General features: G+C 61.5%; 10 protein-coding genes. All 10 read left to right on the forward strand.

Annotated elements, in window-relative coordinates; translation table 11 throughout:
• The first annotated feature begins 33 nt into the window (after positions 1-33).
• The 10 genes from asd (at position 34) to purF (ending at position 12,159) form a co-directional block, all read left to right on the forward strand.
• Complete coding sequence (asd, locus tag J7302_RS00980) at positions 34-1,146, forward strand: aspartate-semialdehyde dehydrogenase (protein ID WP_215368979.1); 1,113 nt, start codon at positions 34-36, stop codon at positions 1,144-1,146.
• A 107-nt stretch (positions 1,147-1,253) separates the two neighbouring features.
• Positions 1,254-2,264 carry an aspartate-semialdehyde dehydrogenase gene (locus tag J7302_RS00985; RefSeq protein ID WP_215368982.1) on the forward strand — a complete coding sequence of 337 codons (1,011 nt, stop codon included), beginning with the start codon at positions 1,254-1,256 and terminating at the stop codon, positions 2,262-2,264.
• 156 nt (positions 2,265-2,420) lie between these two features.
• Positions 2,421-5,288, forward strand: a complete 2,868-nt coding sequence (locus J7302_RS00990; RefSeq protein ID WP_215368984.1) for a FimV/HubP family polar landmark protein — start codon at positions 2,421-2,423, stop codon at positions 5,286-5,288.
• Between the two features lie 3 nt (positions 5,289-5,291).
• Positions 5,292-6,152: a tRNA pseudouridine(38-40) synthase TruA gene (gene truA / locus J7302_RS00995; protein WP_215368997.1), complete on the forward strand. Its 861-nt coding sequence runs from the start codon at positions 5,292-5,294 to the stop codon at positions 6,150-6,152.
• A gap of 56 nt (positions 6,153-6,208) precedes the next feature.
• Complete coding sequence (locus tag J7302_RS01000; RefSeq protein ID WP_215368999.1) at positions 6,209-6,841, forward strand: phosphoribosylanthranilate isomerase; 633 nt, start codon at positions 6,209-6,211, stop codon at positions 6,839-6,841.
• Positions 6,842-7,119: 278 nt separating this feature from the next.
• Positions 7,120-7,992, forward strand: coding sequence for an acetyl-CoA carboxylase, carboxyltransferase subunit beta (accD, locus tag J7302_RS01005; protein ID WP_215369002.1), 873 nt, complete (start codon positions 7,120-7,122; stop codon positions 7,990-7,992).
• Positions 7,989-9,275, forward strand: coding sequence for a bifunctional tetrahydrofolate synthase/dihydrofolate synthase (gene folC, locus J7302_RS01010; protein ID WP_215369004.1), 1,287 nt, complete (start codon positions 7,989-7,991; stop codon positions 9,273-9,275). Before accD ends, folC begins: the two co-directional genes overlap by 4 nt.
• Positions 9,276-9,281: 6 nt before the next feature.
• The gene (locus J7302_RS01015) at positions 9,282-9,953 is read left to right on the forward strand and encodes an SPOR domain-containing protein (RefSeq protein WP_215369007.1); all 672 of its coding nucleotides are present in this window, start codon (positions 9,282-9,284) and stop codon (positions 9,951-9,953) included.
• Positions 9,954-10,048: 95 nt separating this feature from the next.
• A complete protein-coding gene (locus J7302_RS01020) occupies positions 10,049-10,561 on the forward strand; it encodes a CvpA family protein (RefSeq protein ID WP_215369009.1) in 513 nt (170 codons plus the stop codon).
• Between the two features lie 92 nt (positions 10,562-10,653).
• Positions 10,654-12,159, forward strand: coding sequence for an amidophosphoribosyltransferase (gene purF, locus J7302_RS01025; protein ID WP_215369013.1), 1,506 nt, complete (start codon positions 10,654-10,656; stop codon positions 12,157-12,159).
• The last annotated feature ends 41 nt before the right edge of the window (positions 12,160-12,200 follow it).

Raw genomic sequence — 12,200 nt, forward strand, 5'->3', positions numbered from 1 at the left:
GCGACCCACTTTTTCTTGAAAGGTGTAGTTGTCATGAAGCGTGTAGGTCTGATCGGTTGGCGCGGCATGGTGGGTTCCGTGCTCATGCAGCGAATGCTGGAAGAGCGGGATTTCGACCTGATCGAGCCGGTGTTCTTCACTACTTCCAATGTGGGTGGCCAAGGGCCTGCGGTCGGCAAGGAGATTGCCCCGCTGAAGGATGCCTACAGCATCGAGGAGCTGAAGACCCTCGATGTGATCCTGACTTGCCAGGGCGGCGACTACACCAACGAGGTGTTCCCCAAGCTGCGCGAAGCCGGCTGGAACGGCTACTGGATCGATGCGGCCTCCAGCCTGCGCATGCAGGATGACGCTGTCATTGTCCTCGACCCGGTGAACCGCAAGGTGATCGACCAGTCGCTGGAAGGCGGCGTGAAGAATTACATCGGCGGTAACTGCACGGTCAGCCTGATGCTGATGGCCCTGGGCGGCCTGTTCGAGGCTGGTCTGGTCGAGTGGATGAGCGCCATGACCTATCAGGCGGCATCCGGCGCAGGCGCGCAGAACATGCGCGAGTTGATCAAGCAGATGGGCGCGATCAACGGTGCCGTCGCTGACGATCTGGCCAATCCGGCCAGTGCAATCCTCGACATCGATCGCAAGGTCGCCGAGGCCATGCGTAGCGAAGACTTCCCCACCGAGAACTTCGGAGTACCGCTGTCTGGTAGCCTGATTCCGTGGATCGACAAGGAGCTGCCGAACGGCCAGAGCCGCGAAGAGTGGAAAGGCCAGGCCGAAACCAACAAGATCCTCGGCCGGTTCAAGAGCCCGATCCCGGTGGATGGCATCTGCGTGCGCATCGGCGCCATGCGTTGCCACAGCCAGGCGCTGACCATCAAGCTGAACAAGGATGTGCCGATCGCCGATATCGAAGGCATGATCAGCCAGCACAATCCCTGGGTGAAGCTGGTGCCGAACCAGCGCGAAATCAGCATGCGCGAACTGACGCCGACTGCCGTGACCGGTACTCTCAGCGTTCCGGTCGGCCGTCTGCGCAAGCTCAATATGGGGTCGCAATACCTGGGGGCCTTCACCGTCGGTGACCAGCTCCTGTGGGGTGCTGCCGAGCCCTTGCGCCGGATGCTGCGCATCCTGCTGGAACGTTGATGGCCGGGGGTACCGATGAGGCTCGTCGGTACCCTGCGGTCCTTGATTGCCTGCATGCGGGGCGGCGGTTAAAGTGCCGCTCCCCGCAGCGCCAGAGGTAATCCCCCATGAGCCAGTCCTTTGATATCGCCGTAATCGGCGCCACCGGCACCGTCGGCGAGACCCTCGTCCAGCTCCTCGAAGAGCGGGATTTTCCAGTCGATAGTCTTTATCTGCTTGCCAGCAGCGAGTCTGCCGGCAGTTCCCTGCCGTTCAAAGGGCGTAACCTGCGTGTGCGGGATGTCGCTGATTTCGATTTTTCACAGGTGACGTTGGCGTTCTTCGCTGCCGGCGAAGCGGTCACCCGCAGCTTTGCGGAGCGCGCACAGGTCGCAGGCTGCTCGCTGATCGATCTGTCAGGTGCGCTGACCCTGGACAAGGCGCCCTGCCTGGTGCCCGAAGCCAATGCGGGCGCGCTTCAAGGGCTAACCCGGCCCTATTCGCTGACCAGCCCCTCTGCGTCTGCTGTGGCACTCGCTTGTGTTCTGGCCCCGCTAGCAAACCAGTTGGGTTTGCGACATGTCACGGTCACTGCCTGTCTGGCGGTTTCCAGTCTTGGCCGGCAGGGTGTGAAAGAGCTGGCTCGTCAAACGGCTGAGTTGCTTAATGCGCGCCCGCTGGTGTCCCGTTTCTTTGATCGGCAGATTGCTTTCAACCTGCTGGCGCAGTCCGGTGATCCAGATTCCGAGGGGCACGCTGCGCTTGAGCGGCGCATGGCTGCTGAAATCAAGCAACTGCTGGGGCAGCCCGCCTTGTCGGTTGCTGCGACTTGCGCATTGGCACCCGTGTTTTTTGGCGATAGCTTCAGCGTTTCATTGCAGGTCGAGGGTGATGTGGACCTGCCGGCAGTGCTGGAACTTCTGCGCACGGCCCCCGGTGTCGAGTTGGTCGAAGAGGGCGATTATCCGACGGCGGTTGGTGATGCTGTTGGCCAGGATGCGATCTATGTCGGAAGAGTGCGGAGAGGGATCGATGGTCCGCGCGAGCTCAATTTGTGGATTGCTTCAGATAATGTGAGAAAAGGCGCTGCACTCAATGCCGTGCAGTCTGCCGAGTTGTTGATAAAACACTATCTGTAAAAGATACTTACCTGAAAGTTTGAAGAACTATTCTAGCTTGCTAATACTGGCTTGGCTTTGTCGTTGATGGGGAATCGCCGTCCGGGCGCATACAGGCAGCGACTTAAGACCTTCCTCCCGCAACGCGGGAAAAAGAAAATACAAGGGAATCACTCTATGGTTCGGGTTCGCAAACTGGTGCTGGCAATTGCGGCTGCATCCGCGCTGACTTCCGGTATGGCACATGCGCTTGGGCTCGGGGAGGTTACCCTGCGGTCCTCGCTGAATCAGCCGCTGGTCGCGGAAATCGAGCTGTTGGAAGTTCGTGACCTCGCTTCCGCAGAGGTCAAGCCAGGCCTGGCACCGGCCGAGGAGTTCTCCAAGGCAGGTGTGGACCGCCAGTATTTTCTGTCCGATCTCAAGTTCACGCCGGTGATCAAGCCTAACGGCCGAAGCGTTATCCGGGTGACGTCCACGAAGCCGGTGCGCGAGCCTTATTTGAACTTCCTCGTCGAGGTGCTCTGGCCCAATGGCCGGCTGCTCCGCGAATACACCCTGCTGCTGGATCCGCCGCTGTACTCGCCACAGACTGCTGTTGCTGCGGCTCCGCAAATTCCGGTAGCCGCTGCTGCTCCCGCGCCTCGCCCTGTGGTAGAGGCGGCGCCGGTAAGGACTGCACCGGTGGCACCTGCCGCACCGCGCCCAGCCGCGCCTGCGCCGGTAGCTCCTCCAGCAAGAAAGGCCGAGGCCGACCAGTACCGCACTACCTCGCGTGACACCCTTTGGGATATCGCGCAGCGCACACGCTCCGGCGGTTCCGTGCATCAGGCAATGCTCGCCATTCAGGACCTCAATCCGGATGCCTTCATCGGTGGCAACATCAATCGACTGAAGAGTGGTCAGGTGCTTCGACTGCCTGATGACCAACAGATCGCTAGCCGTTCGCAGGCAGAGGCCATTGCTCAGGTTGCCGCGCAGAATACCTCCTGGCGGGAAAGCCGCAGTCTGGCAGGCGAGGGCAAGCGTCAAGTGGATGCAACCAAGCGTGCAAGCGCCGGTGATGCGCCGTCCGAGGTAGAAAATAAAGACAGCCTGCGCCTGGTTTCTGCCGAAAGTGGCAAAGCTTCAAGCGGCAGTGACAAAGGTGGAGACGCTGAAAGCAAGGCGCTCAACGACAAGCTGGCTGTTACCCAGGAAAGCCTCGATTCCAGTCGTCGCGAAAACGATGAGCTGAAGAGTCGCGTCAGCGACTTGCAGAGCCAGATGGACAAGCTGCAGCGGCTTATTCAGCTCAAGGACGACCAGCTGGCGAAGCTGCAGGCCGATATGTCGGCCGTTGGCAGTCAGGCGCCTGCACCGACATCCGCGGCGGCGCCAGTTGCTGGTGAGGCCAAGCCACAAGTAGTAGAGGATCCGGTTGAACCGCCTGTAGATGCTCCTGCCGCAGTTCCAGAGGCGGCGTCACAACAACCGGCCGACCTGGAGGCTCAGGCACAGATGCCGATTGCCTCCGAGCCGTCTCAGTCAGTTGCACCGGCTGCCCCGGTAGTGTCGGAGCCGCCCGTGCAAGCCACTCCCGCAGCGGCTCCGGCACCTGCCTCGGCGCCTGTGGAGGAGCAGGGCGGTAACCTGTTCGACGATCTGCTGGCCAATCCGATGCTTCTGGGGATTGCCGGTGGGAGCGCGCTGGTCGCGCTTCTTGTATTGCTGATGATTCTTTCCCGTCGCAATGCCCTTAAGGAAAGTGAACTGCAGAGCAGCCTTGCGGCCCAGGACGACGAGAGCATCTTCGACACCGATCTGGACCTGAAAGACGATAGCTTCGCGGCATTTGCTGGCGCCGAGCTGGAGTCAGCAGTGGTCGAAACGCCTCCGACGAGCACCCCCAAGACCGAGGACAAAATCACGGCCCAGACGAGCGATGTGATCAGTGAGGCGGATATCTACATCGCCTACGGTCGCTTCAATCAGGCAGCCGAGCTGCTGCAAGGTGCCATCAATGAGGAGCCTCAGCGCGCCGACCTGCGCCTCAAGCTGATGGAAGTCTATGCTGAGCTGGGGGATCGAGAGGGCTTTGCTCGCCAGGAGCGCGAGTTGAACGAGATCGGGCGCTCGGCCGCGGAGATTGATCAGCTCAAGGCCAAGTATCCGGCAATCGTCATGGCAGCCGCGGGAGCGGTTGGTCTGGCCGCGATCGACGACATCGACAGTTTCAGCCTGGATAACCTAATGCTCGATGAGGTCGCACCGGCAGCGACCGTTGCGCCAGGGGAGGACCTTGACGACGCGTTCGATCTTAGTCTGGATGACCTTGATTCTGACCTGGAAATCGAGTTGGCAGGCGACAAGCCAGTTCGGACCGAGTCGGCCGAGCCAAGCCTGGAGTTGTCGGATACAGTCGAACTCGACGCGCCTGCCAAGCCGGTCAGTGACCTTGACTTCGATCTGAGCTTCAGTGCTGACGACAAGGCACTGCCGCAGGGTGAAGGTGCTATCGACCTGAGTGACGAGCTGGCTGACTTCAGCCTCGACCTTGAGTCGCCCGCCCAGTCGCTCGCGGACGAAGATGACTTCCTGCTCAGTCTCGACGAGGATCTGGACGTTCCGGCTGTTGCAGTCGAAGGGGTGGCCCCCTCTGTTGCCGGGCTTCCGGACGTCGGAGTCCAGGACATGCCGGCGGACTTCGATCTGTCACTGGCCAACGAACTCGGGATAGAGCCGCTTGCCGACAACGACAGTTTCGCAGCCCAGCTAGACGAAGTGAGCGCCGATCTGGATCAGTTGTCCGAGCGCTTGCAGCAGCAGGATGTTTTGACCGCTCGTGAGCCAGCAGCGCCTGCGCTGGCCGAAATGGCGCCGGAGGAGGATGACGATTTCGACTTCCTCTCGGGCACCGATGAAACCGCGACCAAACTGGACTTGGCTCGTGCCTATATCGATATGGGTGACACTGAAGGTGCTCGCGACATCCTCGACGAGGTTCTGTCCGAGGGCAGTGATACCCAGCAAGAGGAAGCGCGCGAACTGATCGCCCGTCTCAGCTGACAGATGACCCAAGCAGTACCCGCAGCGGCAGCCCCTTCGGCTGCCGCTGGCATTTACAGAATCGCGCTCGGCGTCGAGTACAAAGGCTCGCGCTATAGGGGCTTCCAGCGTCAACGGGCAGGTGTTCCGTCGATCCAGGAATCCTTGGAAAAGGCTCTTGCCAAAGTCGCTGGTGGCGCCCCGGTGGCTCTCAGTTGTGCGGGGCGTACTGATGCCATGGTGCATGCCAGTGGCCAGGTGGTGCACTTCGATACGCCGGTAGTCCGCACCATGCATTCCTGGGTCATGGGCGCCAACATGAACCTGCCGGGTGATATTAGCGTGACCTGGGCGCAAGAGATGCCCAAGCATTTCGACGCGCGCTTCAGTGCCATGGCGCGGCGTTACCGCTATGTGATCTACAACGATTCCATCAGGCCTGCCCACCTGGCTGAAGAAGTGACCTGGAACCATCGCCCGCTGGATATCGAGCGCATGCGTGAAGCGGCTCGGTGCCTGGTCGGCACCCATGATTTCAACGCATTTCGCGCAAGCCAATGCCAGGCCAAGTCTCCGATCAAGACCGTTCACCACCTGCAGGTCATCGAGCAGGGGCGTTTCATCGTACTGGACGTTCGCGCCAATGCTTTCCTCCACCACATGGTGCGGAACATTGCCGGTGTGCTGATGACTATCGGTGCCGGGGAGCGGCCGGTGGAGTGGGCGCAGCAGGTGCTTGAGGCGCGCAGTCGGCACGAGGGGGGCGTCACCGCTCATCCGTATGGGCTGTATCTGGTGCGCGTCGAATATCCGGAGGAGTTCCAGCTACCCGAGCGCTACCTCGGTCCGCACTTCCTTTCCGGTCTTGTGGATGTCGCCGGCTGACGCTGTCGTGGTCCTTTGCTAACATCCTTGGCCTTTATCTTGAAGGTGCCAGCATCTTGTCAGCTGTTCGCGTCAAAATCTGCGGAATCACCCGTGTCGAGGACGCCTTGGTCGCCGCTGCCGCTGGCGCGGATGCCATCGGCCTGGTGTTCTACGCCAAGAGTCCTCGGGCCGTGAGCGTCGAGCAAGCCAAGGCGATCATCGCTGCGCTGCCGCCCTTCGTGACCAGCGTCGGCCTCTTCGTTGACATGCCACGGTCAGAATTGCAACGCATCCTTGCCGAGGTGCCGCTGGACCTGTTGCAGTTCCACGGCAACGAAAGTCCGGAGGATTGTGTCGGTTATGGGCGGCCCTTCATCAAGGCCTTGAGGGTCAGGCCGGGAGACGATATCACTGCTGCGGTCGCGCGCTACCCGAATGCTTCGGGCGTGCTGCTGGATACTTATGTCCCAGGCATTCCCGGGGGGACCGGAGAGGCTTTCGACTGGGATCTGGTGCCGCACGATCTTTCAAAGCCGGTGGTGCTGGCAGGTGGCTTGACCCCCGCGAACGTCGCTGCGGCAGTTCGCCAGGTCAATCCTTATGCCGTTGATGTCAGTGGTGGGGTGGAAGCGAGCAAGGGAATCAAGGATGCCGACAAGGTGCGTGCCTTCGTTGGCCAGGCACGACTCGGTGCTTCGGGCTTATAGGTCGATTGGCAGGATCCCCTTCTGGCGCGTTGCCTGCATATGTGACGGACGGCTGCCCACTGCCGTCCATAAGCGAGTTGCCCGAGTAGGCACGGCCCGCGGGGCACGCAGCGTGGCTGCGTCGAGCGGGTCTGGATTGTTCGAGAGACGGCCCTGGTCGATATGACGCTGGTGCACGCTGCGCCAGATTGGGTCGCAACATTGAATTCGCTCAAGGGCATGCGCGGGGCTGGATTGACGGCGCGTGCCCGGGCCTGAAAGCTGTGGAGAACTAGAGCATGAGCAACTGGCTGGTAGACAAGCTGATCCCTTCGATCATGCGTTCCGAGGTGAAGAAAAGCTCGGTGCCCGAAGGCCTCTGGCACAAGTGCCCGTCCTGCGAGGCGGTGCTGTACAAGCCGGAGCTCGAAAAGACGCTGGACGTTTGCCCCAAGTGCAACCATCACATGCGCATCAATGCGCGTACTCGCCTGAACATCTTCCTTGACCCTGAAGGGCGCGAGGAACTGGGTGCTGACCTGGAACCAGTTGATCGCCTCAAATTCCGTGACAGCAAGAAGTACAAGGATCGCCTCGCCGCCGCGCAGAAGGATACCGGTGAGAAGGATGCCCTGATCGCGATGCGCGGCACTCTGCACAAGATGCCAGTGGTGGCCTGTGCGTTCGAGTTCTCTTTCATGGGCGGCTCGATGGGCGCTATCGTGGGTGAGCGCTTCGTTCGCGCCGCCAATGCAGCCCTTGAGCAGCGTTGTCCGCTGGTCTGCTTCTCTGCTTCCGGCGGTGCGCGTATGCAGGAAGCGCTGATTTCGCTGATGCAGATGGCCAAGACCTCGGCAGCGCTGGCGCGCCTGCGTGAGGAAGGCATTCCGTTCATCTCTGTGCTGACCGACCCGGTCTACGGTGGCGTTTCCGCCAGTCTGGCGATGCTGGGCGATGTGATCGTTGGCGAGCCGCGTGCCCTGATCGGCTTTGCAGGACCGCGAGTGATTGAGCAGACTGTTCGCGAAAAACTGCCGGAAGGCTTTCAGCGCAGCGAGTTTCTGCTTGAGCATGGCGCCATCGATATGATCATTCCGCGTGCCGAACTGCGTGACCGCCTGGGGCGCTTGCTCGCCCAGATGACACGCCAGTCTTCGCCGGTTGTCGCATGACGCAGAGAACCCTTGCCGACTGGCTCGCCTATCTCGAGCGGCTCCATCCCACCGCAATCGACATGGGGCTGGATCGCAGTCGCGTGGTTGCGGCCAGGCTTGGTCTTGGCAAGCCGGCGCCGAAAGTGGTCACGGTCACGGGCACAAATGGCAAGGGTTCGACCTGCGCCTTCCTCGCCTCGTTGCTGCGTGCCCAAGGCAAGAAGGTCGGCGTCTACAGTTCGCCTCACCTGCTGCGCTACAACGAGCGGGTCAATCTCGATGGTCGGGAAGCCGATGACCAGTCGCTCTGCGATGCGTTCGCCGCTGTCGAGACCGCGCGCGGCGAGATTTCGCTGACGTACTTCGAGATGGGGACGCTGGCAGCGTTCTGGTTGTTCCAGCGGTCGAATCTCGATGTCGTGGTTCTGGAAGTCGGCCTGGGTGGCCGGCTGGATGCCGTCAATCTGGTCGACGCCGACCTGGCGCTGGTCACCAGCATCGGCCTGGACCATGCCGACTGGCTGGGTGACACCCGGGAGAGCGTGGCGTTCGAGAAGGCAGGGATCTTCCGGCACGGTGTGCCGGCCCTTTGCGGGGATCTTGATCCGCCTCGGCCGCTGCTCGAGCAGGCCGGGAACTTGCAGGCACCGCTGTTCCTCCGGGGGCGGGATTTTGATCTGGCGCTTGGCGAATCGACCTGGCACTGGCGTGGTCTGGATAGCGCCGGCAAGGTGCTTGAGCTTCACGACCTGCCTTTGCTTGATCTGCCGATGGAAAACGCCGCCCTGGCCCTGCAGGCTTATGCATTGCTTGGCTTGCCGTGGCAGCCAGCGGCTCTGCAGGATGCGTTGGCAGCCACGCGTGTGACCGGGCGCCTGGATCGCCGTAGTGCCATGTGGCATGGCAGGCCAGTCACCCTCCTGCTGGATGTTGGCCATAACCCCCACGCGGCGGAGTATTTGGCGCAGCGCCTGATGAGCCGTCCTATCGCAGGGCGTCGTCTTGCCGTGTTCGGCTTGCTGGCCGACAAGGACCTCGTTGGCGTTTTGCGTCCGTTGCAAGCGCAGCTGGCGCATTGGAATGTTGCTCCGCTGCCCACTCCGCGCACTCGACCCGCTGGCGAGCTGCATGCGGCATTGACGAATCTTCACGCAAGCGTCAGTGTCCACGAAAATATCGCCGAGGCACTCGACGCCGCGTGTGAGCATGCTGCAGCCGACGATGAGATCCTGGTGTTCGGTTCGTTTTATTGCGTGGCGGAAGCCCTGAGCTGGCTGGAGCGCCTCGCAGAGGGGGAGTAAAGGGGAATGGCTGTGCTGGACAAGGGACTCAAGCAACGCATCGTTGGTGCGCTGGTGCTCGTAGCACTGGCTGTGATCTTCTTGCCCATGCTTTTCAGTCGTGAGGATGAGTTGCGCCAGGTAGTCGTCGAGGCGCCACCTATGCCGAAAGCGCCGGAGATGCCGCCGGTTGAGCTTGAGCAGGTGCAGGTCCCCGAGCCCCAGGCGCTCCCGCAGGAGCCTGTCCCGCCGCTGGATCCGGTTACGGGTGACCAGGCCGTGACACCCGATGCTGCTCCGGTGCCTGAGTCAGCACCGGCTCCTGCCCAGCCGGCTCCATCCGCTGCCCCCGGTGCTCCGGTCGAGCAGCCGGTGGCCCCTCCGGCACCCGCTCCGGCCGTGCAGACGCCGCCGCCCGCGGTGGCGAAAGTGGAAGAGAAGCGCCTGGATGCCAATGGCCTGCCGGTCAGTTGGTCCATCCAGTTGGCCAGCCTGTCCAGCCGGGCGAGTGCAGAAAACCTACAGAAAACTCTGCGCGGTCAGGGCTACAACGCTTATATCCGCAGTGTGGAAGGCATGAATCGTGTGTTCGTCGGCCCGGTCATCGAGCGGGCAGAAGCGAATCGCCTGCGTGACCAGCTGAGCCGTCAGCAGAAGCTGAATGGTTTCGTCGTCCGCTTTCAGCCGGAAAAGGGCTGATCGGAAAGGATTATTGGGACCTTTCTGATCCGCGGGTTACCGGAGTTGAAGGGCTCTGCTAAAATGCAGCGCCTTTTCAGTTTGTGGGCTGCACTGTGGCATTTACCTGGGTCGATTGGGCGATCATCGCCATCATCGCCATTTCCAGTCTGGTCAGTTTGAAACGCGGCTTCGTCAAGGAAGCGCTTTCGCTGCTCACCTGGATAGTCGCAGGCATCGTTGCCTGGACCTTCGGCGGCGCCCTGTCGCTGCACCTTAGCGAATTCATCGAAATGCCATCGGCCCGAATCATTGCGGCCTGCGCCATTCTTTTCGTCGCCACCCTGCTGGTGGGGGCCTTGATCAATTTCCTGATCGGCGAGCTGGTCAGGGTTACCGGTATGGACGGCACTGACCGTGTCCTCGGCATGGCCTTCGGCGCAGCGCGCGGGGCTTTGCTGGTGGTGTTGCTGGTCGGCCTGCTCAGCCTGGCGCCGGTACAACAGGATCCTTGGTGGCAGCAATCGACATTGCTGCCGCATTTTCTCATGGTCGCGGACTGGTCGAAGAACCTCATTCTGGGCTTCACCAGCCAGTGGCTTGCAAGCGGCATCAGTTCACCCAGCTGATGCGTAGCACCCAGAAGCGTGCCCTCTGCCGGTCCAACCGGGCGGGGAGGGCATTCGGAATTAGCCTGAACTACTAGCAGGGGTTGCGTCACATGTGTGGCATCGTCGGTATCGTCGGTAAGTCGAACGTCAATCAGGCGCTGTATGACGCGCTTACCGTCCTTCAGCATCGCGGCCAGGACGCTGCCGGTATCGTGACCAGCCATGACGGCCGGTTGTTCCTGCGCAAGGATAATGGCCTGGTCCGCGACGTCTTCCAGCAGCGTCACATGCAGCGCCTGGTGGGCAGCATGGGCATCGGCCACGTGCGCTATCCCACCGCAGGCTCGTCCAGCTCTGCCGAGGCCCAGCCGTTCTACGTCAACTCGCCTTACGGCATCACCCTGGCACACAATGGCAACCTGACCAACGTCGAACAGCTGGCCAAGGAAATCTACGAGTCCGACCTGCGTCATGTGAACACCAATTCCGATTCGGAAGTGCTGCTCAACGTGTTTGCCCACGAGCTGGCCCATCGCGGCAAGCTGCAGCCCACCGAGGAAGACGTCTTCGCTGCCGTTTCCGGTGTGCACCAGCGCTGCCGTGGCGGTTATGCGGTAGTGGCGATGATCACCGGGTACGGCATTGTTGGCTTCCGCGATCCGCACGCGATTCGCCCGATCGTCTTCGGCCAGCGCCACACCGATGAAGGCGTGGAGTACATGATTGCCTCCGAGAGTGTTGCTCTGGACGTGCTCGGCTTCACCCTGATCCGTGACCTGGCTCCCGGCGAAGCGGTGTACATCACCGAGGAAGGCAAGCTGTTCACCCGCCAGTGCGCCACCAACCCGGAATACTCACCGTGCATCTTCGAGCACGTCTACCTGGCCCGTCCGGACTCGATCATGGACGGCATTTCGGTCTACAAGGCTCGCCTGCGCATGGGTGAGAAGCTGGCCGAAAAGATCCAGCGCGAACGTCCGAACCATGACATCGACGTGGTCATCCCTATCCCGGACACCAGCCGCACCGCAGCACTGGAGCTGGCTAACCACCTGGGCGTGAAGTTCCGCGAAGGCTTCGTGAAGAACCGCTACATCGGTCGTACCTTCATCATGCCGGGCCAGGCGGCACGCAAGAAATCCGTACGCCAGAAGCTCAATGCCATCGAGCTGGAGTTCCGCGGCAAGAACGTGATGCTGGTGGACGACTCCATCGTGCGCGGTACCACCTGCAAGCAGATCATCCAGATGGCCCGTGAAGCCGGCGCGAAGAACGTCTACTTCTGCTCGGCCGCACCGGCGGTGCGCTACCCCAACGTCTACGGCATTGACATGCCCAGCGCCCATGAGCTGATTGCCCACAACCGGACCACCGAAGAAGTGGCTGAGTTGATCGGTGCCGACTGGTTGGTGTACCAGGACCTGCCGGACCTGATCGACGCTGTTGGCGGCGGAAAAGTGAAGATCGACCACTTCGACTGCGCGGTGTTCGACGGCAAATACATCACCGGCGACGTCGATGAGGTCTACCTGAACAGGATCGAGCAGGCGCGTAACGATGCGTCCAAGGCCAAGGCCCACGCGGTCAGCGCCATCATCGATCTGTACAACAACTAAGCGGCCAGCGGTAAGCGACCGGTTGCTCGCGGGCGGCCGAG

Origin of the sequence: Metapseudomonas boanensis, assembly GCF_018704125.1 — a bacterium.
In the GTDB taxonomy this organism is placed as follows: Bacteria; Pseudomonadota; Gammaproteobacteria; order Pseudomonadales; family Pseudomonadaceae; genus Metapseudomonas; species Metapseudomonas boanensis.